Origin of the sequence: Cryobacterium aureum, from assembly GCF_002954245.1 — a bacterium.
Lineage (GTDB): Bacteria > Actinomycetota > Actinomycetes > Actinomycetales > Microbacteriaceae > Cryobacterium > Cryobacterium aureum.
This window is the reverse complement of sequence record NZ_PPTG01000048.1, coordinates 372203-396237: the sequence shown is the minus strand read 5'-3', so window position 1 is coordinate 396237 and position 24035 is coordinate 372203. Positions and strand designations below refer to the sequence as shown.

Annotated in this window: 22 protein-coding genes and 1 pseudogene; 6 read left to right on the top strand and 17 right to left on the bottom strand. The window is 65.0% G+C overall.

What is annotated here, in order from left to right; genetic code table 11:
* Window positions 1–96: 96 nt before the first annotated feature.
* The 5 genes from CJ028_RS18725 to CJ028_RS18705 all read right to left on the bottom strand — a co-directional run bounded on the left by CJ028_RS18725 (window position 97) and on the right by CJ028_RS18705 (window position 3142).
* A complete protein-coding gene (locus CJ028_RS18725; protein WP_105036689.1) occupies window positions 97–1095 on the bottom strand; it encodes a thioredoxin domain-containing protein in 999 nt (332 codons plus the stop codon).
* 89 nt (window positions 1096–1184) lie between these two features.
* Window positions 1185–1604: a transcription antitermination factor NusB gene (gene nusB, locus CJ028_RS18720; protein WP_092107754.1), complete on the bottom strand. Its 420-nt coding sequence runs from the start codon at window positions 1602–1604 to the stop codon at window positions 1185–1187.
* Complete coding sequence (efp, locus tag CJ028_RS18715; RefSeq protein WP_092107753.1) at window positions 1601–2164, bottom strand: elongation factor P; 564 nt, start codon at window positions 2162–2164, stop codon at window positions 1601–1603. Before efp ends, nusB begins: the two co-directional genes overlap by 4 nt.
* Before the next feature lie 106 nt (window positions 2165–2270).
* The gene (locus CJ028_RS18710) at window positions 2271–2705 is read right to left on the bottom strand and encodes a type II 3-dehydroquinate dehydratase (protein ID WP_105036688.1); all 435 of its coding nucleotides are present in this window, start codon (window positions 2703–2705) and stop codon (window positions 2271–2273) included.
* A 44-nt stretch (window positions 2706–2749) separates the two neighbouring features.
* The gene (locus tag CJ028_RS18705; RefSeq protein WP_105036687.1) at window positions 2750–3142 is read right to left on the bottom strand and encodes a hypothetical protein; all 393 of its coding nucleotides are present in this window, start codon (window positions 3140–3142) and stop codon (window positions 2750–2752) included.
* A gap of 239 nt (window positions 3143–3381) precedes the next feature.
* Between CJ028_RS18705 and CJ028_RS18700 the strand changes: the two genes are divergently transcribed.
* From CJ028_RS18700 to CJ028_RS18690, 3 genes and pseudogenes are all read left to right on the top strand, one after another.
* Window positions 3382–4779: a GAF domain-containing protein gene (locus CJ028_RS18700; protein WP_129590546.1), complete on the top strand. Its 1398-nt coding sequence runs from the start codon at window positions 3382–3384 to the stop codon at window positions 4777–4779.
* Between the two features lie 88 nt (window positions 4780–4867).
* Window positions 4868–6391, top strand: coding sequence for an acetaldehyde dehydrogenase ExaC (gene exaC / locus CJ028_RS18695; protein WP_105036686.1), 1524 nt, complete (start codon window positions 4868–4870; stop codon window positions 6389–6391).
* A 115-nt stretch (window positions 6392–6506) separates the two neighbouring features.
* Window positions 6507–6902, top strand: a pseudogene (locus CJ028_RS18690) (DUF779 domain-containing protein); the annotation flags it as partial.
* A 414-nt stretch (window positions 6903–7316) separates the two neighbouring features.
* Here CJ028_RS18690 and aroB read toward each other — a convergent pair.
* From aroB to CJ028_RS18635, 11 genes are all read right to left on the bottom strand, one after another.
* Window positions 7317–8408: a 3-dehydroquinate synthase gene (gene aroB / locus CJ028_RS18685; protein ID WP_105036684.1), complete on the bottom strand. Its 1092-nt coding sequence runs from the start codon at window positions 8406–8408 to the stop codon at window positions 7317–7319.
* A 10-nt stretch (window positions 8409–8418) separates the two neighbouring features.
* A complete protein-coding gene (locus CJ028_RS18680; protein WP_240607421.1) occupies window positions 8419–8940 on the bottom strand; it encodes a shikimate kinase in 522 nt (173 codons plus the stop codon).
* Window positions 8941–8959: 19 nt separating this feature from the next.
* Window positions 8960–10168 carry a chorismate synthase gene (gene aroC / locus CJ028_RS18675; protein ID WP_105036683.1) on the bottom strand — a complete coding sequence of 403 codons (1209 nt, stop codon included), beginning with the start codon at window positions 10166–10168 and terminating at the stop codon, window positions 8960–8962.
* A gap of 5 nt (window positions 10169–10173) precedes the next feature.
* Window positions 10174–11067, bottom strand: a complete 894-nt coding sequence (locus tag CJ028_RS18670) for a shikimate dehydrogenase (RefSeq protein ID WP_105036682.1) — start codon at window positions 11065–11067, stop codon at window positions 10174–10176.
* Window positions 11060–12247 (bottom strand): endolytic transglycosylase MltG, encoded by a 1188-nt coding sequence (gene mltG / locus CJ028_RS18665; protein ID WP_240607419.1) that lies wholly within the window; start codon window positions 12245–12247, stop codon window positions 11060–11062. Before mltG ends, CJ028_RS18670 begins: the two co-directional genes overlap by 8 nt.
* A gap of 179 nt (window positions 12248–12426) precedes the next feature.
* The gene (gene ruvX / locus CJ028_RS18660) at window positions 12427–12897 is read right to left on the bottom strand and encodes a Holliday junction resolvase RuvX (protein WP_205684112.1); all 471 of its coding nucleotides are present in this window, start codon (window positions 12895–12897) and stop codon (window positions 12427–12429) included.
* Window positions 12898–12995: 98 nt separating this feature from the next.
* Complete coding sequence (gene alaS / locus CJ028_RS18655) at window positions 12996–15650, bottom strand: alanine--tRNA ligase (RefSeq protein WP_105036681.1); 2655 nt, start codon at window positions 15648–15650, stop codon at window positions 12996–12998.
* 106 nt (window positions 15651–15756) lie between these two features.
* On the bottom strand, window positions 15757–15990 hold the full coding sequence (locus tag CJ028_RS18650; protein ID WP_105036680.1) for a hypothetical protein: 234 nt from the start codon (window positions 15988–15990) through the stop codon (window positions 15757–15759).
* 83 nt (window positions 15991–16073) lie between these two features.
* A complete protein-coding gene (locus CJ028_RS18645) occupies window positions 16074–16445 on the bottom strand; it encodes a DUF948 domain-containing protein (RefSeq protein WP_105036679.1) in 372 nt (123 codons plus the stop codon).
* Between the two features lie 131 nt (window positions 16446–16576).
* Window positions 16577–17206: a 30S ribosomal protein S4 gene (rpsD, locus tag CJ028_RS18640; protein ID WP_092107727.1), complete on the bottom strand. Its 630-nt coding sequence runs from the start codon at window positions 17204–17206 to the stop codon at window positions 16577–16579.
* 201 nt (window positions 17207–17407) lie between these two features.
* Window positions 17408–18745, bottom strand: coding sequence for a replication-associated recombination protein A (locus tag CJ028_RS18635; RefSeq protein ID WP_105036678.1), 1338 nt, complete (start codon window positions 18743–18745; stop codon window positions 17408–17410).
* 107 nt (window positions 18746–18852) lie between these two features.
* On the opposite strand from CJ028_RS18635, the gene CJ028_RS18630 reads away from it, so the two are divergent.
* The 3 genes from CJ028_RS18630 to CJ028_RS18620 all read left to right on the top strand — a co-directional run bounded on the left by CJ028_RS18630 (window position 18853) and on the right by CJ028_RS18620 (window position 21760).
* Window positions 18853–19653 carry a peptidylprolyl isomerase gene (locus CJ028_RS18630; protein WP_240607418.1) on the top strand — a complete coding sequence of 267 codons (801 nt, stop codon included), beginning with the start codon at window positions 18853–18855 and terminating at the stop codon, window positions 19651–19653.
* 111 nt (window positions 19654–19764) lie between these two features.
* Window positions 19765–20997, top strand: coding sequence for a DUF349 domain-containing protein (locus tag CJ028_RS18625; RefSeq protein WP_105036676.1), 1233 nt, complete (start codon window positions 19765–19767; stop codon window positions 20995–20997).
* A gap of 124 nt (window positions 20998–21121) precedes the next feature.
* Window positions 21122–21760, top strand: a complete 639-nt coding sequence (locus tag CJ028_RS18620; RefSeq protein WP_105036675.1) for a type IV toxin-antitoxin system AbiEi family antitoxin — start codon at window positions 21122–21124, stop codon at window positions 21758–21760.
* On the opposite strand, the gene CJ028_RS18615 is transcribed toward CJ028_RS18620, so the two are convergent.
* Window positions 21757–24012, bottom strand: coding sequence for a RelA/SpoT family protein (locus tag CJ028_RS18615; RefSeq protein ID WP_105036674.1), 2256 nt, complete (start codon window positions 24010–24012; stop codon window positions 21757–21759). The two genes, CJ028_RS18620 and CJ028_RS18615, sit on opposite strands and share 4 nt — an antisense overlap.
* Window positions 24013–24035: the final 23 nt, after the last annotated feature.

The following is a 24035-nucleotide window of genomic DNA, read 5'->3' as shown; positions in this document are numbered from 1 at the left end:
CGTCTCACAGGACGGATATTTAAAGGATGTCTGAATAGGTTCAGCTTAGTCGTTGGAACGCCCTTCGGGCGCACCAACGACTCTCGTGCGATCGAACTAGAAGGCAGCGGCGACGAAGGCTTGGAATTCGGCCAGATCGGTGTTGCTGCCGGTGTAATGCACGCCGTCGACGAGCACGGTGGGAGTGCCGGCAACCGACGGAATGTCGGCCCCATCGATCTTGGTCAGCGCGGCCTCGGTATTCTGCTGGGACCAGCCCTCGTAGTCCCCGGAGTCGAGGCAATCAGCGATGCTGATCGGGCCCGGCACGAGGTCGGCGAGTTGGTTATTACTGAGCCCGGTCGTCTGCTCGGCGGGCTGGTTGGCGAACAGCGCCGCCAGAAAGGTGAGGGTCTCGTCGGGGTTCAGGGTGGCCTGGCAGGTCAGTGCCGCTGAGGCGCGGCTGGAGTAGTTCGTGCCCTGTGAGCGCGAATCGAGAAAGGTGAGGGAGTGCACGCGGAGCGTGATGTCGTCGCTGTCTACGCCGGCGGCCAGGAGGGCTCCGTTGGTCTGCTCGAACTGGGCGCAGAACGGGCACATCGGGTCGACGTATTCGTCGATGATCACAGCACCGGTGCCGAATTCGAGATAGCCCGCGTCAAAGTTGGCGGCGCCCAGCTGACCGGTCGGCAGCGGCGCGGGCGCTTCGGGAGTCGGCGACGACGTCGGCGAGCCGGACTGAGGGGAGCTCGAGTTGGAGTCGATAGCTACGAAGAACGCCCCGATCGCGGCGGCGAACACGATGAGCAACACGACGAGAACGGCCGTCAGAGCAACCATGAAGTACCCGATGATGAGGCCCGCCAGCGCGAAGCCGCGGCCCAGTTCGCCGCGGGCACGAATCTGCGCCAGCGAGATGTGGCCCGTGATGATAGCGACGAGTCCGATGAAGAACGACGACACGAACGACACTATGGCCAGGGTGTTGGTCTTCGGTGCTGTGACGAACGGCGCAGGCACGAACGGCGCGGTTGCCCCGCCTGTCGGCGGCACCGGCTGATATGGATTCGGCGGACTCGGCTGATCGCGGGGTACGTCTGGTCCGGTGTTATCCATGTGCGTGTCCTTCGGTGGCTTCGAGGCGAACCCTGAACGTGCCGAGTCTGTCGGGTCGATGTGCCGACTGGTGATCGACCGACCGGGGATCAGGCCGACGGGGCGGTTTGGGCGATCTTGCCGAGCAGTCCGTTCACAAAGCCGGCCGAGTCATCCGTGGAGAGAATCTTGGCGGCTTCGACGGCTTCGTCGATGGCGACGGCGTGCGGTACGGCGTCGTTGTAGAGAATCTCCCAGATTCCGATGCGCAGAATGGCGCGATCGATGTTGGGCATGCGGGCGAGCGACCAGCCCTGCGAGTAGGTCTCGATCAGTTCGTCGATCTCTTCGCGGTGATCCACGACACCATCGACGAGTTCACGGGCGTAAAGCCACGAGGCCAGGCGGGCCGGCTCGCTCGCGGCACGCTCAGCCTCGGTTGCGAGCGACTCCGGAATGCTGATCTGACGAACATCCGCTGCATACAGGATGTCGATGGCGCGCTTGCGAGCCTTGGTACGTGCGCTCATTCGTTGACGCGACCGAGGTAGTCGCCGGTGCGGGTATCGACCTTGACCTTGGTGCCCTGTTCGAGGAACAGCGGAACCTGAATCTGGTAGCCAGTCTCGACCGTGGCGGGTTTGGTGCCGCCGGTCGAGCGGTCGCCCTGCAGGCCCGGCTCGGTGTAGGTGATTTCCAGGGTCACGGATGCCGGCAGCTCAACGTACAGCGGGTTGCCGTTGTGCAGCGCCACGGTCACGGCCTGGTTTTCGAGCATGAAGTTGCTGGCATCGCCTACGACTGCGGCGGACACGGTGATCTGGTCGTAGTCGGCGACGTCCATGAAGACGTAGGCATCGCCGTCGTTGTAGAGGTACTGGAAGTCGCGACGATCGACGTTCTCGGTCTCGATCTTGGCGCCGGCGTTGAAGGTACGATCAACGGTTTTGCCCGAGACGACGTTCTTCATTTTGGTGCGAACGAAGGCGCCACCCTTGCCCGGCTTGACGTGCTGAAACTCGACGACGGCCCAAAGCTGGCCATCCATATTGAGTACGACGCCGTTTCTGATATCAGCGGTAGAAGCCATGGGAGGGGTGTTCCGTTCAATTGATAAGGTGCGCGGGTGCAAATGGCACCGTGTGGAGTCTACGTGCCCAAGCCTCAGGCTCCAAAGGCAATACGGTGCCGGAACGTCACGGAGCGGTGACGAAGTCCAGTGCCAGCCGGTAGGAGTCGAAGCCGAGACCGGCGATGACACCGGTCGCGATGGCGCTCACCACACTCGTGTGGCGGAACGTCTCGCGAGCGTGCGGGTTGGAGATGTGCACCTCGATCAGCAGCAGGCCGGCTTTTGTGACCAGGGAAGCAGCATCCCGCAGGGCATAGCTGTAATGGGTGAACGCGGCCGGATTCAGGATTACCGGCATCCGCTCGTCGACCGCTTCGTAGAGCCAGTGAATAAGTTCTGCCTCGTCGTCCGTCTGGCGCAGGTCGATACTCACGCCTTCGCGAGCGGATGCGACGAGCAGCTCGCGCAGGTCGACGAGGTTCGCCGACCCGTAGACATCGGGCTCGCGACTGCCGAGGCGCCCGAGATTCGGACCGTTCAGAACCAACACTGTACTCATTCACACAGCCTAGGCCGTGGGGCTCACCCGAGCGGGCAGCCGGTTCAGGGAGCGAGAATCGCGATGCCGTCATCGTGCGCGACGAACAGACCGGAGATGCGCATGAGCTTGCCGAAGGACTCGGTCAATTCGAGGGCCCAGGCCTGGTCGGGGGCGGTGAGGGCAGCTGACCCTGGCCGTTCCAGCGTCACGATCAGGCTGCCTCCCGGGGCGTCCCGCGCCACGATCTCGTTGATCCTGACGGCGAAGGGTCGCACCGAACCCGGTTCGGGGCGCACTGGTATTCCGTCGATCGGAATCAGCAGCGAAAGCTGTTGCCCGTGGGCGTCGAGCACCATGAGCCAGATCTGCGGCTGGATCGCGTGGCCGATCAGGTCGTAGACCCGAGCTCTGGCCTGTTCCAGAGTGAACACGGGCGGGGAGTCTTCAATTTTCATTGACAGTGTCATGGGCCCAGAATGAATCAGAGTTGCGGGGACGAAAGGTTATCCCCAGAAATTTCGTGAACTCGCTCCGCTGTGGAGAACTTCCGGCGCCGGCTCGGGGTTCACCGGCACCCTGGCTGCTGTGAATGACCGCGCACGCCGGCCGACCGCTGGAGCGGTGCCCCTAGAATGAAATTCCGACGGTGGCCGCGACCGCCTCGCCCGACCACTGCTAACGGAGGCAGACGCTGATGGGACACGGCTTGAAGAGCACGTCGTCGGTTCCCTCCGGTCCCGCGCGGGAAAGCCTGGTCGCCCTGGAACGAGCCCACGAATCCGCCGTCACTGACCGGGTATTCCAATCCGGCGTACGCAAGCTCGTGCAGGACTCCTGGCGACGCTCGCTCTCTCTCAGCCTCGACCCCGCAAGCGTGGCACCCGAGCGGGCGCTGACCGACGCCGAACTGCGGGACCTGCGCAACCAGCATCCGCTCGCCGCGGTGTTGCCGGTCGTGCACAACCTGCTCATTCGCCACGCCTTCGACGCCGAGTTGCTGGTGGCGATCGGCGATGAGTCCGGCCGACTGCTCTGGATCGACGGCGATCGGGTGCTGCGCCGCCAGGTCGAGGAGATGCTGTTTGTCGAGGGGGCGGACTGGTCGGAGAAACGGGTCGGAACGAGCGCACCCGGCACCGCCCTCGCCCTCGACCGGGGCATTCAGATTCGGCGCGCCGAACACTTCAACGCGCTCGCCCACCCGTGGAGCTGCACCGCAGTGCCCATTCACGACCCGGATACCGGCAAGATCCTCGGCGTGATCGACATCACGGGCGGAGATCAGGCGGTCGCGCCCCAAACACTCCCCCTCGTTGAAGCGGCTGTCGCCGCTATGGAGGCGGAATTGCGTATCCAGCGCCTCGACGGCCACCGCACGATTGCGTCCGACCGAACGGATGCCCGCGCCCCGCGACGACGCTCCAGCATGGCCCTGCTCCCGGCCCCAGGCCGCAACCTGGTGCCGGTGGGGTTCGGCGTGCTGGGCAGCGACTACGGACACCTCGAGTGCGGCGGAATGGCTATCGATCTCAGCCCGCGGCATGCCGAAATTATCACCCTGCTCGCCTGGCACCGCGAAGGACTCTCCGCGGACCGGCTGGCCTTTCTGCTGAGCGACCAGACCGGCAGCGGCCAGGTCAACGGCGTCGACACGCTGCGGGCCGAGATGGTGCGGGTCCGCAAGGTGTTGGAGCAGGTCAGCCCGCCGGTCATGATCGGATCTCGGCCCTATCGGCTGCAGTCACCGCTCGAACTCGATGCGCAACGCGTGCTGGCGTTCCTGGAACGCGGCGCCCACCGGGTGGCCCTCGCCGCCTACCCCGGACCGGTTCTGCCCAATTCACTGTCCCCCGGGATCATCGATATCCGCATCGAGGTCAGTGCGCGCCTGCGTGAGGCGATGCTGACGGATGCCTCGGTCGACCTGCTTCTCGACTATGCCCGGTCGGAGGAAGCCACCTACGACTCCGAGGTCTGGCGTGCCTGCCTGGAGCTGCTCCCGGCGCGCTCCCCCAGACGCGCCACGGTGGTCGCCCGGTTGAAGCGCATCGACGACGAGCTGGGCGCCCGGCGCAACAATTCTCAACGCTAACCGGCTCGCAACCTTTTGCAACGTTTGCACTCCTACTCTGAGGACACCGCAGAACGCGGACCGACATCGTCGTCGAAATAGGAGTGACATGACCGTCTATTCAGTTCCAGGAACACCCGGCTCAAAAATTACCTTCAAGTCTCGGTACGAGAACTGGATCGGCGGCGAATGGGTCGCCCCGGTCAAGGGCCAGTATTTCGAGGACATCACCCCGGTCACCGGGAAGCCGTTCGCCGAGGTAGCGCGCGGAACCGCCGCAGACATCGAATTGGCTCTCGACGCTGCCCACAAGGCCGCACCGGCCTGGGGCAAGACCAGCGCCACCGAGCGTGCTGCCGTGCTGAACAAGATCGCTGACCTGATCGACGCCAACGTCGAGATGCTTGCCGTCGCCGAGACCTGGGACAACGGCAAGGCCGTTCGCGAGACGATCAACGCCGACATCCCCCTCGCCGCCGACCACTTCCGCTACTTCGCCTCGGCGATCCGCGCCCAGGACGGCGACCACGCCCAGCTCGACGGCGACACCGTCTCTTACCAGTTCCACGAGCCGCTCGGTGTCGTCGGCCAGATCATCCCCTGGAACTTCCCCATTCTTATGGCCGTCTGGAAGCTCGCTCCAGCCCTTGCCGCCGGCAACGCCATCGTGCTCAAGCCCGCCGAGCAGACCCCGGTCTCGATTCTGGTGCTGATGGAGCTCATCGGCGACATCCTCCCCCCGGGCGTGGTTAACGTCGTCAACGGCTTCGGCCTCGAAGCCGGCAAGCCGCTCGCCTCGAGCAACCGCATTCGCAAGATCGCCTTCACCGGTGAGACCACCACCGGTCGCCTCATTTTGCAGTACGCGTCGGCCAACATCATCCCCTCGACCGTTGAGCTGGGCGGCAAAAGCCCGAACATCTTTTTCAGCGACGTGGCCCAGGAAAAGGACGCCTTCTACGACAAGGCACAGGAAGGCTTCGTACTGTTCGCCTTCAACCAGGGCGAGGTCTGCACGGCCCCGAGTCGGGCGCTCCTGCAGAAGCCGATCTACGACAGCTTCCTCGGCGACGCTGTCACCCGCGCCAAGAAGATCATCCAGGGCAACCCACTCGACACCGACACCCAGATGGGCGCGCAGGCCAGCAACGACCAGCTCGAGAAGATCCTTTCCTACATCGATATCGGCACCAAGGAGGGCGCCAAGCTGGCCCTCGGGGGTGAACGCGCCGACCTCGGCGGTGACCTCACCGACGGCTACTACGTGCAGCCGACCATCTTCGAGGGCCACAACAAGATGCGTCTGTTCCAGGAGGAGATCTTCGGCCCGGTGCTCGCCGTGACGAGCTTCACCGACTACGACGATGCCATCTCGATCGCCAACGACACCATCTACGGTCTTGGCGCCGGTGTCTGGTCGCGCAACGGCAACGTCGCCTACCGGGCGGGCCGCGACATCCAGGCCGGCCGGGTCTGGGTCAACAATTACCACGCCTACCCGGCCGGGGCGGCCTTCGGCGGGTACAAGAGCTCGGGCATCGGCCGGGAGAACAACAAGCTCGCGCTCGGGCACTACCAGCAGACCAAAAACCTGCTGGTGTCGTACTCGGAGAACAAGCTCGGCTTCTTCTAAACAGCACCTCGTTACCAGCGGATGAGTTCGTTGTAGGTCTGGCCCGGGGGCTGCCAAAGACGTAACGTCGAAGGCAGCCCCATTTTCATCGTTTCTTCTGTAGAAAGGTCCGTCAATGTCGACACCCACGATTACCGCGTCGGTCACGATCGCCAGCGAAACCGTTCCCCGCGTCGAGCTCACCCCGGTCGCGGTCGATCTGCTCCGCAGCCTGTGGGAGGAGCACGGCCCGCTCATGTTCCATCAGTCCGGCGGATGCTGCGATGGCAGTTCACCCATGCTGTTCATGGCCGGCGAGTTCATCACCTCAGACCAAGACGTACGGCTCGGCCAGTTCGATCTGGCCCCGGCCGGTGAGCCCGCTCAGCCGCTCGACTTTTGGATGTCGGCCGAACAGTTCAACTACTGGAGCCACACGTTTCTCACGGTCGATGTCGTGCCGGGCCGTGGCAGCGGGTTCAGCGCGGAAGCTCCGCGCGGCGTGCGCTTTCTGATCCGCTCCGAGCTGATGACCACGATGACCCCGTTCGCGGCCGCGGCTGACTCCGGCGAGCCGGTCGAAGCGGATGCCGTCGCCCCGCCCGCCTCCGCCCCGATGCCGGCATAACGACCGAACGATCGTGAGGCTCCGGCCCAGTGACACTGGTCAAGCGCGCCTAGTCAACCAACGCGGGCCGTGGGCGGAACTGAGCGGCGGGCATCCGCTCGGGCGCACCACGCCACGCGGGAGAAGCGCCAGTACGCGGGACGTACGGAACCGCGGGGATCGCCAAAGACCACGCTACGCGGGACCTGAGCCATTCCGCGGGACATCCGGCCTGGCCAGGACTCCCGCGCTACACGTCGCGCTGGAGCTGCGCCAGTGCGTGCGAGTTGCGCTTACCGCGCACTGGCGCGCCTCCCGCGCCAGCGCGCGGCGAGGTTGCTACTGGCCGATGGCCTGGTAGGCGCTGAACAGCAGCGAGGCGTCCGGTCCCTCGAGAATGGTGGGCTTGCCCACATCGTCGAGCACGACGAAACGAAGCATTCCGCTGCGAGTCTTCTTGTCGCGCTGCATCGTGGCGAGCAGGGTCGGCCAGCGGCCCACCGGGTAGCCGGTCGGCAGGGTCAGTGATTCCAGGATGTTGCGGTGCCGGTCGACGACCTCGACCGAGAGTCGTCCGCTGAGGGCTGCGAGTTCGGCCGCGAACATCATGCCGACGGCGACGGCCGCACCGTGGCGCCAGCCGTACCGTTCGGCGTGCTCGACCGCGTGGCCGAGGGTGTGCCCGTAGTTCAGGATCTCGCGCAGGCCGGCCTCTTTGAAGTCCTCGCCCACGATGCGAGCCTTCATAGCGATCGAGAGTTCGATCAGCCGGCGAAATTCGGGGGTGGTCGGGTCGGTGGCACGGTCGACATCCGCTTCGATGATGTCGAGGATTTCGGGAACCTGAATGAACCCGGCCTTCACGATCTCTGCGAAACCGGCCAGGATCTCGTTGCGCGGCAGGGCATCAAGCAGGTCGAGGTCGCAGAGCACGGCGGCGGGCGCGTAGAAGGTGCCGACGAGATTCTTGCCCTCGGCGGTGTTGATGCCGTTCTTTCCGCCGACGGCCGCGTCGACCATGCCGAGCACGCTCGTGGGGATTTGAACGAGTTTCACGCCGCGCAGCCAGGTGGCCGCGACGAAGCCGGCGAGGTCGGTGACGGCGCCGCCGCCGAGGCCGATGACGGCGTCGGTGCGACTGAAGTCGGATTGCCCCATGACGCCCCAGCAGAACGCGGCGACCTCGACCCGTTTGGCGGCTTCGGCGTCGGGAATCTCGGCGAGCAAAACTTCGGAATAGGTCTCGAGCAGGTTGTCCCGGAGGGCGACAGCACGCGCCCCGACCGTAGAGGTGTGCACGATGAGTACCTTGTTGACGCCGCTGCCGAGCTGGTCGGCGACAGTAGCGACGAGTCCACGCCCCACGCTAACCGGATAGCTGTCGACCCCGGTCACGGTGATCACGGTGGTGGCGGGCGTCGGGTCGGTCATGCTTGAAGTTTCAGTCATCATTTCTTTCTTGTACCCAATTCACGATTTCATCGGCAATGCCGCTGATCGGTCGGTTGGAGGTGTCCAGGTGAATCGTCGCGAGCGCCTCATAGGTCGGGCGACGCAGGTTGTAGATGCGTTCCCAGTCGGCGATGCCGCCGGTCAGGAGCGGCCTTCTGCTGCCGCCCAGGCGTGCCTGCACGGCAGCGCGAGTGACACTTAGGTAGACGACCGTCGCGTCTTGGAGATCGGCCTGAGTGTCGGCATTCAGTACCGCTCCCCCGCCGAGCGACACGATGGCCGGCTCGCCGAGCGCCCAATCCACGGCTTCACGCTCGATGATGCGAAAGTACTCTTCGCCCTCGCGCACAAAGATCTCCGAAATGGGCCCGTAGCTCTCCACAATGCGCTTATCGGTGTCGATGAAGGGCACGTTCAGGCCGCGTGCCACGCGACGACCGATCTTGGTTTTACCGGCGGCCATTGGCCCGATGAAGACGATCGGCAGCAGCGAATTGCGCAGGCTTAGCATCGCTTCAGCCAAAAAGTCGTCACAGTGTTGCGTCGCTCGACGCGCCCGTTCGCAGGTTGGCCGGAATGTGGGCCAAATACGACTCGAGGTTGCGGCGGGTCTCTTCGATCGAGTCGCCGCCAAACTTCTCGAGCACGGAGTTCGCGAGCACGAGCGCAACCATGGCCTCGGCGACAACTCCGGCTGCCGGAACCGCGCAGACGTCGGAGCGCTGATGATGCGCCGGTGCTGGTTCGCTCGTAGCGACATCGACCGTGCGCAGTGCCCGCGGAATCGTAGCGATCGGCTTCATCCCGGCGCGAACGCGCAGCACCGTGCCGGTGCTCATTCCGCCCTCTGTACCGCCGGCCTTGTCGCTGACCCGCTGAATGGCGCCATCCGCCTGTACGAGTTCGTCGTGGGCGTCTGAGCCGCGGCGGCGGGTGGTTTCGAAACCGTCGCCGACCTCGACGCCCTTGATCGCCTGGATGCCCATGAGGGCAGCGGCGAGCTGAGAATCGAGGCGTCGGTCCCAGTGCACGAAGGATCCAAGGCCAGGGGGAAGGTTGTAAGCGAGCACCTCAACGACGCCGCCGAGGGTGTCGCCGTCCTGGTGAGCGGCATCCACTTCAGCCACCATCAAAGCGGATGTCGCGGCGTCGAAACACCGCAGCGGGTCGGAGTCGAGGGCGTCGACGTCGCCAGGCTGCGGCAGCGGCGTTTCGTCCGGCACGCGCACCGGACCGATGGCGATGGTGTGACTGACCAGCTGGATTCCCAGCTCGTTCAAAAATGACCTGGCCACGGCGCCGAGCGCCACCCGAGCGGCGGTCTCCCGAGCGCTGGCACGCTCGAGCACCGGGCGGGCTTCATCGAAGCCGTACTTCTGCATGCCGGCCAGGTCGGCATGACCGGGTCGGGGCCGGGTCAGAGGTGCGCCGCGGCCTCGGGTGAGCGTGGCCGGGTCCACCGGTGCGGCGCTCATCACGTCGACCCATTTGGGCCATTCCGAGTTACCGATGCGCAGCGCGACCGGACCTCCGAGGGTGACGCCGTGGCGCACTCCGCCGGAGAGGGTGAGGTCATCCTCTTCAAATTTCATGCGCGCGCCGCGGCCGTAGCCGAGCTTGCGGCGCGCAAGGTCGAGACGGATCGAATCAAGGGTGACCGGAATCCCAGCGGGCAAACCCTCGACAATGGCGATGAGTTCGGGGCCGTGAGATTCTCCGGCGGTGAGCCAACGAAGCATGGTTCCTATCCTTCCACAGCAATGTGGGGGCCGGTTTCATTCGGGCCAGGGTCGCGGGTCAGTGCCCCGCGCATGGCTGCGAGCACGGCCGGCTCGTCAGGCAACGGCTCGAACGGGTCGGCAGTGACGAACACCCGCACCTGGATGAGGGCCTGATGCAGCAGCATTCCGAGCCCGTTCAGCACGGTGCCGCCCGCCGCCTGCCAGGATGAGGCGACGCCGCTCGGCCACGGTGAATAGGCCACATCGAACAAGACAGCACGTTCGCGCAGTTCGAGGGGCAGGGGCGTAGGCAGCACGGTTCCCCCGGGCAGGGTGCTGATCACGACGTCGCTGTCGACCCGAGTGACGCCACTGAAATCCTGCAGGTCAACGACCACGCCGAGTGTCCGGCCGAGCTCGATCAGCGGCTGTGCCTTCACCGCGTCCCGCATGAGTACGGTGACAAATTCAGCGCCGAGTTCCGCCGCCGCCATCAGCGCGGAGGCCGCCGTCGCGCCGGCTCCGAGCAGGATCACGTGCGCCGCCTGGGTGACACCGCTTTCGGCAAGGGCGCGCACCAGACCCGCAACATCCGTGTTGTAGCCGCTCAGCGTTCCCCGCCCCTTGACCCGGCGCAGCAGCACGGTGTTGACCGATCCGGTCAGCTGTGCCACCCGATCGCAGTCGTCGATGAACGGCAGAACCTCCTGCTTGAGCGGCATGGTCAGTGACAGGCCGCGCCATTCCGGTCCGACTTTGCTCAGAAACATGGCCAGGGAGCCTGCCTTCACCTCGACAGCGTCGTAGGACCAGTCCAAACCCAGCTGTCGGTAGGCGGCCCTGTGCAGTAGCGGCGAACGGGAATGCTTGATCGGCGAGCCAAGCACCGCGAGGCGGTTGGACGGGAGGCTATCCATATTCGGGGTGCTCCCTCATCCAGTTCTGCCAGACGACGACCGCAGCATCATGCTCGGCCACTGTCGTAGAAAAGACCGTCTCTCGGGTATCGAGGTTGACTGTCACGAAGAACAGCCAAGACCCGTCGGCCGGGTGCAGGGCGGCGTCGATGGCGACGTCGCCCGGGTTCGAGATGGGACCGACGAGCCTGCCAGGATGCACGTACGTGTTGTAGGGATTACCGGCATCGCCGCGTTCGGCGTTGGTCGTGGTCACGAGATGGGTCTTGCCGGTGCCGTAAGCGACGGTCGCGTCGGACTGCAACAGGCCGCTCTCCCATTGCGCCGGATCCAGCCGGTTCAGGAAAACCCGCGACACCTTGTAGAAGTCGTCGCTCACCCCGGCCTCGCGCTGAATCAGCGAGGCAAGAACGATCGTCGACCACCGATCGGCGACGGCGACCCCGGCCGAGTCGAGGGCTTCGAACTGCCGGTTCACCATGGCCTGTAGAACGGTCTGGGCGGTGTCGTCCGGGGAGAACGGGTACGTGGCGGGAAAGAGAAAACCTTCGAGCGTGGTGGCCTCGGGGGGCAGACCGAACGAGCCCACGTTCGCCGCAGCAGCCTGCAGGTCGGCGAGGGGAATGTCGGTTCCCTCCGAGATCGACTGGAGCACATCCACGGCCGCGGTGCCTTCGGGCACGACCACGGTCTGATTCAGTCTCGCGTCGTCAGTTAAAAGGGCATCGAGGGCAGTGCTCGCGACCATTTTTGTCTTGAGTTGATAGGCTCCGGGCTGAAACACCGGCTCCGGGGTCGTCTGCAGCAGAATCGTGTAGAACGCATCGAAGCTTTTCACGACGCCCCGGTCGACGAGGGTGCTCGTAATCTCCGAGCCGCCGTCACCGTCGTGAATCATGACGATGACGTCCTCACCGGTGGCGGCTTCCTCGACCGTGAAATCGGCGGGGCCCTGCGTGGCCGCGACGATTTGCGAGATGGGACCCTGGAGAAAGAAGTAGGCGCCGGCCACGAGGGCTGCCAGCACGACGAAGACGATCAGGCAGCCCCAGGCGCCCTTATGGCTGCGCTTTTCTCGCGGCGGTTCGTCGGCGAGCAGCGAGCGTCGGTTGGCACGATCGCGGCCGGAATCATAGCTCTCGGTCGCCGTCAGAAAGTCGGTGGCAGTATTCGCGGGCACGGCTGCCTCGCGTGACAGTCGCGGGAGAAGCGGTGGTTCCGCCGCGACGGCAACACGGGGGGGTACAGCCTGGAGTTCACCCGCGGCCGCCTGTTCGGCCGCTGCGTCCGCGGCGACCTGTTGCGCGCGCAATTCCCGACGGCTCGGCAGGGGCTCTTCCGGGGTGGAACTCGGCACGGTTACGGCCTCTCGGTCGGTTCGACGGGCGACCCAGGCGGCCGCCCCGAGGCACGCTCGCTGTCGAGCGCGTGTTGCAGAATGATAGTCGCGGCCACCTGATCAATCACTGGTCGTTGCGTTCTCGCGGAGCGACCTGATGCCCGCAGCGCCGATTGTGCCGATACGGTCGAGAGTCGTTCGTCGACCAGGCGCACCGGCACCCCGAGTGTTCGGGCCAGCCGGTCGGCGAAGTCGATCGCGTCGTCGGTTGATGCGGTCACGTTTCCCGACAGTGCCAGAGGCAGGCCGACGATGACCTCGACGGCTTCAAGCTCCTGCACGACGGCCCGAATGCGCGCGAAATCGCTCAGCCCGGACGGGTCGCGGGCGACGGTTTCGACCGGTGTGGCGAGCATGCCGTGGGTGTCGCTGCGCGACAGGCCGATGCGCACCTTGCCGACGTCGACACCGACCCGCACCCCGGAGCGCATGGCGGGCACGAGCGATGCCTCTGGAAGCGCAACGTCACCCGCCCCTACCGCAGACCGGTCGGTCTGGGTATGGGACGATCTATGGTCGGAGCGCATCGTTAGCGACTGATCATTGTGACGACGGCCTGCAGCGCGGCCGGAATGGCATCGCCGTTGGGGCCACCGCCCTGGGCGAGGTCGTCCTTACCCCCGCCGCCGCCGCCGAGAATTCCGGCAACGGTCTTGGCGAGGGCACCGGCCTTGTGGCCGGCATCCCGAGCAGCCTGGTTTGTGGCGACGATCACAACGGGCTTGTCGGCAGCGATCGCCGAGAGCGCCACCACGACAGCGTCGGTGCCGAGGCGTTCCCGGGTGGCGAGGGCCAGCATCCGTACGTCGTCCGGGGAACCGAGCACGCCGAGGTCTTCGGCCACGACGGTCACGGCACCGACCCGGCGGGCCGTGGCCAACAGGGCGGGAACCCGGTCGGTCAGGCCCCGAGCCTCGAAGGCCGCAATCTTCTTCTCGGCCGCCTTGAGACTCGTGACGAGGTCGTTGATGCGCTCGGGGAGCTGGTCGCGCGGCGTCTTCAGGCTCGAGCTGAGCTGCGAGACCAGGGCACGCTCGGTGGCCAGATCGCGGAAGGCCTCGAGGCCAACGAGCGATTCAACCCGCCGGTTGGTCGACCCGACCGACGCCTCGCTGATCAGATTGATCATGCCGATCTCGGCGCTACTGCCCACGTGGGTGCCGGCGCACAGTTCGCGCGACCAGGGGCCGCCGATGTCGACGACGCGCACGACGTCACCGTACTTCTCCCCGAACAGGGCCATGGCGCCGAGCGCCTTGGCCTCGTTGAGGGGCAGTTCCCGCGTGGCGACCGGCAGGTTGTCTCGGATGGCGTTGTTGGAGATCTCTTCGATCTCGGTGCGGGTCGCCGGTGACAGCGCCTGGTTCCAGGAGAAGTCGAGGCGAAAGAATCCGGCCTTGTTGTACGAGCCGGACTGGTGCGCGTTCGGGCCGAGCACCTGACGCAGTGCGGCGTGCAGAACGTGGGTTCCGGAGTGCGCCTGGCGGGCGCCGCGGCGCCAGCTCTCGTCGACCACGCTCGTTGCGCGCTCGCCCACGCCGACCTCGCCGGACTGCACGAGTACCTTGTGGCTGATCAGGCCCTTGACCGGCTTTTGCACGTCCAGAACTTTGAGCTCGTAGCCGGGCCCTACGATAAGGCCGGCATCCGCTTCCTGTCCGCCGGATTCAGCCCACAGGGCGGTCTCGGCGAGGATGACTTCGGCAGTTTCACCGGCGACCGCGTTCGTGACGGACTCGCCGTCCACGATGAGGCCGAGCACGCTGGACTCATTCTGCAGGTCGTCGTACCCGGTGAAGACCGTCTCGCCGAGGGCGCGGAAGGCGCTGTAAACGCCGAGGTCGGCCAGCGTCGTCTTCTTGGACTTCGCGTCGGCCTTGGCCATGGTGCGCTGCTTGGTCATGAGCACGTCGAAGGCGTCCCGGTTGACGCTGAGGCCGGCCTCTTCGGCGATCTCGAGGGTGATCTCGATCGGAAAACCGTAGGTGTCGTGCAGCAGAAAAGCGGTCGGGCCGGCCAGTTCGGTCTTGTTGGCCTTCTTCGTCTTCGCCACGGCCAGGTCGAGCACGGCGCTGCCGCTCGCGAGGGTGCGCAAAAAGGTTTCCTCCTCAGCGAAGGCGGCCTGGCTGATGCGCCCGAAGTCGCTTTTGACCTCGGGGTAGGCAGCGCTCATCGCGTCGCGGGAGACGGGCAGCAGGTCGGGCAGGCTCACGGTGTCGACGCCGAGCAGGCGCATGGCGCGCACGCTGCGACGCAGCAGGCGGCGCAGGATATAACCGCGACCCTCGTTGGACGGCATGACGCCGTCGCTCATCAGCATGAGGGAGGAGCGTACATGGTCGGCGACGATGCGCATGCGCACGTCGTCGCCGTGGTCGGCGCCGTAGCGTCGGCCCGACAAGGCCGCCGCACGGTCGAGCACCGGGCGAACCTGGTCGATCTCGTACATGTTCTCGACGCCCTGCTTGAGGAACGCCACGCGTTCAAGGCCCATGCCGGTGTCGATGTTCTTCTTCGGCAGGTCGCCGAGAATCTGAAAATCGCTCTTGCCGGTGCTTTCTCCGCGCAGGTACTGCATGAAGACGAGGTTCCAGATTTCGACGTAGCGGTCGTCGTCGGTGGCCGGGCCGCCGTCGGCGCCGTAGGCGGGGCCGCGGTCGAAGAAAATCTCCGAACAGGGACCGGCCGGTCCGGGCTGGCCAGTGGACCAGTAGTTGGACTCCATGCCGAGGCGCTGGATACGATTGTCCGGCACGCCGATGGCGCGCCAGTAGCGGTAGGCCTCGTCGTCGTTGAGGTAGATGGTGACCCAGAGGTCGCTCTCCCGAAAACCGTAGCCGCCCTGGTTCTCCGGGGTGGTCAGCAACTCCCAGGCGAAGCCGATGGCTTCTTCTTTGAAGTAGTCGCCGAAGCTGAAATTGCCGTTCATCTGAAAGAAGGTGCCGTGCCGCGGGGTCTTGCCGACCTCTTCGATGTCGTTGGTGCGGATACATTTCTGCACGCTCGTTGCACGCGGGTACGGCGCCGGAACGAGCCCGGTGAGGTACGGCACGAACGGCACCATGCCGGCCACGGTGAAGAGAAGGGTGGGGTCGTCGCTCACCAGCGACGCGGACGGCACAACGGTGTGTCCACGATCGGCGAAGAAGTCGAGCCAGCGCCCGCGAATGTCAGCAGTCTGCATGGTGTCCGTTTGTTGATGTTAAGTGAGTGCGGTGATGGTGCATGAATGCGGTGTTCAGCGTGAAAATGGTCGTGCGAAAAACTGTGGTGCGCTTTTCAGCGGATGCCTACGGCGCGCTGGTCGCCGGTGCGTCACCCGCGGCATCAGCAGTGACGTCGCCGAGCACGGCGTGCAGCTCGGCCTCGCGTTGACGGTAGCCCTCGGAGATGGCCTCGCCGAACTCGCGGGCCTTGGTGTCGAGTTCGGTGAAGAACTGCTTGCCCTGCTGGGTCTTGTTGACCTCGTGGGCCACCACGAAGCCTGCGGCCACGCCGATGACCAACCAGATGACGTTCTTCATGGCACTTCTCCCTGAATCTGGGCTAGCCGTAGCTATCGATATGTCGGGCGCGAGAATATCAACGCCGTCTCCAGAGTAGCCGGTCAACCACGATTACGCCGAGGCCGAGGCCGTCCGGCGCGAAAGGCCGCCCGTACGCCGGCTGAGAAACCGGCGAGCTTGATCAGCGGCCCGCCGACCGTCGCCGCGAACAACGCGACCAGCGCCGAGGCGTTACCGGTGGCATCCGCTACGTTGCTCGTTATGGTGTCCACCCGCGCCAGTTGCTGGTTGGTAGAACGGATGGTCTCGGTCGTCTCGGTCAGCATCGGGGCGATTCCCTCGCTGAGTTCGTGGATGGCGGCGGTGGTCTCATCGAACACGCGGCCCAGTTTAACCAGTGGAATGGCGATGACTGCGACCAGAACCGCGAACACGCCGGCAGCGATGAGACCGGCAATATCTCCACCTGACACGGTGACTCCACTCCGTTGGTGGGCTCGTCGAGAGCCCGGGTATGCAAAAAGGGCGGATCACCCTGAGGTGATCCGCCCTTCAGCGTACCGGTTTCAGACAGCCGGGAGGCTGCCATCCATCGGTCGACTACCTAGCGAGCTGCGTAGTACTCCACGACGAGCTGAACTTCACAGGTCACGGGGATCTCGATACGCTTCGGGGCGCGCACGAGGCGGGCCTGAAGCTTGTCGAGCTCGACCTCGAGGTACGGCGGGAGCTTGGGAAGCAGGTCGACGTGGCCGCCGGCTGCTGCAACCTGGAAAGGCTCCATGCCCTCGCTGCGAGCCTTGACGTGCATGAGCTGGCCCGGCTTCACGCGGAAGGAGGGCCGGTCAACGAGCTCTCCGTCGACGAGGATATGACGGTGCACGATCATCTGGCGAGCCTGGGCGGTGGTGCGGGCGATGGCCGAACGAACGAGGAGGGCGTCGAGACGGGTCTCGAGGATCTCAACGAGGTTCTCACCGGTCAGTCCCTGACGACGACGAGCCTGCTCGAAGGCGATCTTGAGCTGGGCTTCGCGGATGCCGTACTGGGCGCGTAAGCGCTGCTTTTCGCGGAGGCGCACGGCATAGTCTGAATCGGTCTTGCGCTTGGTGCGGCCGTGCTCACCGGGTGCATAGGGGCGCTTCTCGAGGAAGCGGGCTGCCTTCGGCGTGAGGGCGATGCCCAGGGCGCGCGAGAGACGAGTTTTACTGCGGGTACGTGACTTGGTAGACACGGTTTCCTTTCAATCGGACTCAATAACAGGGATACCAGGGCGAGTGCGCACAGAGTGCACACAGGTCATGGGAGATCAGAGGATTGGGTGCCACGGGACATTCGGCTACAGAACGATTCCCCTCCAAACCGGAATCGGACGCAGCCGCATGCCGAAACCAGTTGTAGGCAGAGACAAGGCTAGCACACGCGTGCTCTGCTACTAGTTGCGGACTATCCGCCGGATCTTCAGCAGGCGGGCCGAGATGTCGCGCTCATGGCCGTGCTCGGTCGGTTCGTAGTAGCGGGTGGTTTTCAGCTCGGTCGGTGGGTACTGCTGGGTGACGACGCCGAGGGGGTCGTTGTGCGGGTAGACGTAGCCCTTGCCGTGGCCGAGGCGTTTGGCGCCGGGGTAGTGCGCGTCGCGCATGCCCTTGGGCACGCGGCCCATCTTGCCGGCGCGAACATCGGCGATTGCCGCGTCAAGAGCCATGTAGGCGGCGTTGGACTTGGGGGCGGTCGCCAGGTGTACGACGGCCTGGGCGAGCGGAATGCGACCTTCCGGCATGCCGATCAGAGCCACGGCGTCGGCGGCGGCGACAGCGATCAGCAGGGACTGCGGGTCAGCCATGCCGATGTCTTCTGAGGCGAGAACGATGATGCGGCGGCAAATGTAACGCGGGTCTTCGCCGGCCTCAATCATGCGCGCGAGATAGTGCAACGCGGCGTCGACATCACTGCCCCGCACCGACTTGATGAAGGCGCTGATCACGTCGTAGTGCTCATCGCCGTTGCGGTCGTACCGCAGCAGTGCACGGTCGACGGCGAGCGAGACGATGTCGGTCGTGATCACGGGCTTGCCGGTCGCGCCGGGCTCGAGGGTCGTTTCCGCCGAAACGGATGCCGCCTCCAGCGCGGTCAGCGCCCGCCTCGCGTCGCCCGACGCGAGGCGAATAATCGCGCCACGAGCCTCGGGCTCGAGTTCGAACCGATCGGCCAGGCCACGCGCATCGGACACGGCGCGATCCACGACGATGCCGAGGTCGTCATCGCTGAGCACTTCGAGGGTGAGGAGCAGGGACCGAGACAGCAGCGGGGAGATGATCGAGAACGACGGGTTTTCGGTCGTCGCGGCGACCAGAATAACGACGCCGTTCTCAACCCCCGGCAACAAGGTATCTTGCTGGGCCTTGGAGAAACGGTGAATTTCGTCGAGGAACAGCACGGTGGAGAGGCCGTACAGGTCGCGGTTCGTGCGGGCGTCCTCCATCACCTGACGTACGTCGCGCACACCGGCGGTCACCGCGGACAGCTCAACGAAGCGACGCCCGGAGCTGTGCGCGATGGCTTGCGCGAGAGTGGTCTTTCCGGTGCCGGGAGGACCCCACAAAATGACCGAGACGCTGCCACGCTCCCCCGTCTTGTCGCTGGCGAGGCTCACGAGCGGCGAACCCGGCGTCAGCAGGTGACGTTGGCCCGCAACCTCATCCAGGGTTTTTGGGCGCATTCGTACCGCGAGGGGGGTTGCGCCACTGCGCAGACCCGGTTGAGCATCCGACATTCTTCCAGCGTAGTTTGTGAGAGAGTTCTACGAGGTCGGCCGTGATGGCGTACGGCCCTGTTATTGTGCGGTCGTCGCCAACCCCGACGGCCCTGGAGGGGTTCTCAGTGGCTTCGAATTACAAGTTTGAGCGTGCGGCACGTGAAGAGCGCGGCCGTGTTCGTTCCTACCAGGCCCGCCGGGCCGTGCATGAGCACCAGCAGAAGCGGCGCGTGCGCGACAACCTGATCGCCGGTGGCGGACTGCTCGTGGTGCTGACCCTGATCGTGGTCGCCCAGGTGTTCTACTTCGACGGCGGCCCTGGCACCCCCGCCCCCACGGCGGCCGCAACGGCCACTCCACCGCCGACGACCACGCCTGCTGCCGGTGCCAATACCGGCGACGTGCCCGCCAGCACTCTGGCCGAGGGGCGCACCTGGACCGGTACTCTGACCCTTAACGACGTCAACCTGGGCATCGAACTCGACGGCGCGCTCGCCCCACAGGGCGTCTCCTCCACGATCAGCCTCGCCGACAGCGACCTCTACACCGGCACCACCTGCCACCGTCTCACCAACGGCGGCTTCTTCGTGCTGCAGTGCGGCGACCCAGCCGGCGACGGATCCGGCGGTCCCGGTTACAGCTATGGTCCGGTCGAAAATGCTCCAGCCGACAACATCTACCCGGCCGGTACCCTCGCCATGGCTCGCCAGGGCGGCAATGGTTTCAGCATGGGCAGTCAGTTCTTCGTGGTTTACGACGACACGACAATCCCCTCCGACGCGGGCGGCGGCTACACCGTACTCGGTCACGTCACGAGCGGATTGGACGAGCTCAAGGCTCAAATCACGGATGCCGGAACCGCGGACGGCTCCGCAGACGGTGCCCCGAAGGTACCCACGACGATCACAGGCCTAACACTTCAGTAGGATCGATCGTTACCCCTCTGCTATTGCAATAGGCTTACCAGGGTATTTCTTAGGTTCCGCACTCTCTTCTCCCGCGGATCCACACACAACAACTCAGCAAAGGTGAGGCTCTTGACTACGACAGATCAGCAACCATGGGGTCGCGTAGACGAAACCGGCACGGTTTACGTGCGCGAAGCAGACGGTGAACGCGCTGTCGGTCAGTACCCGGATGCCACTCCGGAAGAGGCCCTCGCCTACTTCGAGCGTAAGTATGTTGAGCTCAACGGGCAGGTCACGCTGCTCGAGCAGCGTGCGAAGGGTGGCGCTCCGGCCGCAGACATCGCCAAGTCGGTTGCCAACCTCAAAATTGCCGTCGCCAATGCCAACGCCGTCGGAAACCTCGCCGCCCTGGCTGAACGCCTCGGCGCTCTCGGCGGTGCCGTCAGTGAGCTCACCGAGCAGCAGAGCATCGAGACCAAGGCAGCATCGGCTGCCGCCGTCGCCGAGCGAGCCGAAATCGTGACCGAAGCCGAGCGCCTCGCCGCCGAGGATCCGGCCAAGACGCAGTGGAAGCAGACCAGCGCCGCTCTCGACGCGCTGTTCGCCAAATGGCAGGCGCACCAGCACGACGCCCCGCGCATTCCCAAGGGCGAGGCCAACGACCTGTGGAAGCGCTTTCGGGCCGCACGCACCACGATCGAGCAGAACCGTAAGGCATTCTTCGCCGAGCTCGACAGCGCTCACAAAGACGTTCGCACCAAGAAACAACACCTGATCGAACAAGCTGAGGCCCTCGCCCCCCAGGGTGCTGACGGAGTTTCGGCGTATCGCAACTTGCTCGATGAGTGGAAGAAGGCCGGCCGCAGCGGTAAGAAGCAGGACGACGCCATGTGGGCCAAGTTCAAAGTTGCCGGCGACGTGCTCTATTCCGTCAAGAGCGAGGTCGAAGCTCAAGACAACGAAGAGTTCTCCGCGAATCTGGTACTCAAGCTCGAATTGCTGACGCAGGCAGAGACCCTGCTCACCACCACCGACCGCAATGCCGCTCGCGACACGCTCACCACAATCCAGCGCAAGTGGGATGAAATCGGCAAGGTCCCGCGGGATCAGGTAAAGCCGATCGAAGATCGCCTCCGTAAGGTGGAAGCCGTCGTTCGCAAGCTCGATGACGACCACTGGAAGCGCAACAACCCCGAGACCAAGGCTCGCACCGAGGGCCTCGCCGGTCAGCTGAACGACGCGATCGCGAAGCTCGAGGCCGAGCTGGTCACGGCTCAGAACGGCCAGAACGCCCGGGCCATCAAGGATGCTACCGAAGCGCTCGAAGCCCGCAAGGCATGGCTCAAGGCCATCGGCCAGTAGCCAGCACAGCGAGTACGCCGGTCGTCACCGCTCGCGGTTATCCACGGGCGTGGGCACCACGCCCTTTCTCCACAGATCAGGCTCCGTCGGGGGCCTGGACCTGGTTAAGCGACACTCTGGTGTCATGACGCATCCACCGGTACGACCGCTCACCCTCAACGACCTGCCCCTGGCCGAGCTCTACGCCGCCCGCCTCGACGGCCAGGTCTTTCAAATCGCCGACTCCTGGTGCGTGATCGATGAAATAGACGGATGCGATACGCGGGCGATGGCCGCCAGCCAGTTGGTCCCGCCCCGCGCGATCGCCGAGCAGCTCACCGCCGCGTGGATCTACGGCGTCGCGCCGGAGCCGCGGCGCCACCAGTTCTGTGTTCTGATCGGCGCGCGTGCCACCGCGCTGTGGTCGGCTCGGGTTCAGGTGCGTGAAATTGTGCGAACGCCAGATGACGTCCACACGATCTCGGGGGTGCGGGTCACCACTCCCCTGCGAACCGCCGTCGATCTCGCCCGCTACACGGTGTCATCAATGTCGCTGCCATCGCCGTCCCTATCATCACCGACGACCCCCGAGCTGACCGCTCTGCTGGCCCGTCTCCTGCACTTCGGCGAGTACCCCGACGTGTCAGCCGCCATACGCCTCTGCAAGCGAGGCAGCCCCGCCCACAGCGCACTCGCCGTCGCCCGATTCGCGGCCGTCAACGCGGCCCTGTATGCGCTGCGCCAGCAGGGCGAGTCGGGCGGCGCGCGCAGCGCCGCAGGTTAGCCGTCGCTGACCCGGTAGACGTCGTACACGGCATCAATCCGACGCACAGCATTCAATACGCGGTCGAGGTGGGTGGTGTCGCCCATCTCGAACACGAACCGGCTGAGCGCCAGACGGTCGCTGGAGGTGTTGACGGTTGCCGAGAGAATGTTCACGTGGTGCTCCGAGAGCACGCGGGTCACATCGGAGAGCAGGCCGGAGCGGTCGAGGGCTTCAATTTGAATGTGCACGAGGAACAGGCTCTTTGAGGTGGGCGCCCACTCCACCTCGATCATGCGCTCTGGCTCCTTGAGCAGAGACTGCACGTTGTGGCAGGCGGCCTGATGCACCGAGACACCAGCGCCGCGCGTGACGAAACCGACGATTTTATCCCCGGGTACCGGGGTACAACAGCGGGCGAGCTTGACCAGAATGTCGGGCGCACCGCGAACCAATACTCCGGAATCTTGATTGCGGGTGGTCTGCGGCCGACCGCGAGCGGCGACCGGAAAGTCGTTGCTGTCGTTGTCTTCGATGCTCTGCACCGAAGAGACGACCTTTTCGAGCACCGACTGGGTCGAAACGTGACCTTCACCGACGGCGGCGTAGAGCGCCGACACATCTTCGTACTTGAGCTGGGCTGCGACCTCCGCGAAGGAGTCCTGGTTCATCAGTTTCTGCAGCGGAAGGTTTTGCTTGCGCATGGCCCGGGCGATCGCGTCGCGGCCCTGCTCGATGGCCTCGTCGCGGCGTTCCTTGGTGAACCACTGCCGAATCTTGTTGCGGGCTCTGGGGCTTTTGACGAAGTTCAGCCAGTCTTTGCTCGGGCCGGAGTCGGGATTCTTCGAGGTGAACACCTCGACCACGTCGCCGGTGATCAGTTCGCTCTCCAGCGGCACCAATCGACCGTTGACCTTGGCCCCCATGGTGCGGTGACCCACCTCGGTGTGTACCGCATAGGCGAAGTCGACCGGGGTTGCGCCGGAGGGGAGACCGATGACGCGGCCCTTCGGCGTGAAGACGTAGACCTCTTTGGCACCGATCTCGTAACGCAAGGAGTCGAGGAATTCGCCGGGGTCGGCCGTTTCGGCTTGCCAGTCAGAGATGTGGGCGAGCCACGCCATGTCGGTGTCGCTCTGCGGACCGGGGCCGCCGGCGCTCTTGCCATTGACCTGTTCCTTGTACTTCCAGTGCGCGGCCACGCCGAATTCAGCACGCTGGTGCATCTCGGTGGTGCGAATCTGAATCTCCACGGCGCGACCGCTCGGGCCGAGCACGGTGGTGTGCAGGGACTGGTACAGGTTGAACTTTGGGGTGGCGATGTAGTCCTTGAATCGGCCGGGCAACGGCGTCCAGCGAGCATGGATGGATCCCAGCACCGCGTAGCAGTCCCGCACCGAGTTCACCAGTACGCGAATGCCGACGAGGTCGTAAATCTCATCGAACTCGCGGCCGCGCACGACCATTTTCTGGTAGATCGAGTAATACTGCTTGGGGCGGCCGGCTACCTTGCCCCGAATGCGCGCCGATTTGAGATCGTCGTTGATGGTGTCGATGACCTGTTGAACGAACTCTTCGCGCTGCGGCGTGCGCTGCTTGACCAGGCTTTCAATTTCGGCGTACAGCTTGGGGTACAGCACCGCAAAGGAGAGGTCCTCGAGTTCCCACTTGATCGTCTGGATCCCCAGACGATGCGCGAGGGGGGCGTAGATCTCCAGGGTCTCAGTGGCCTTGCGCACGGCGGATTCGTTGGGGACGAAACCCCAGGTGCGGGCGTTGTGCAGCCGGTCGGCGAGTTTGATGATGAGTACGCGTATGTCTTTAGACATCGCGACGATCATTTTGCGTACGGTCTCGGCCTGGGTCGAGTCGCCGTACTTCACCTTGTCGAGTTTGGTGACCCCATCGACGAGCATGGCGATTTCATCGCCGAAGTCGGCGCGCAGCGCGTCGAGCGTGTAATCGGTGTCTTCGACGGTGTCGTGCAGCAGGGCCGCCGCGATGGTCTTGGTGCCGATACCGAGGTCGGCCAGAATCTGAGCCACGGCGACCGGATGAGTGATGTACGGCTCGCCGCTGCGACGCAGCTGCCCGTCGTGCGCTCGCTCGGCCGCGGTGTATGCACGTTCGATGATCGACAGGTCGACCTTCGGGTGGTTCAGGCGAACTGTCTTGATCAAGCGGTCAACAGCGCCGGCGGGCTGGGCCCGGGAGAAGATGCGAGGAACCAGACGGCGCAACGAGGCCGGGGAGGGGGTCGTCGTGTCCGTCATAGTCTCACCTCGTGCGTCACGCC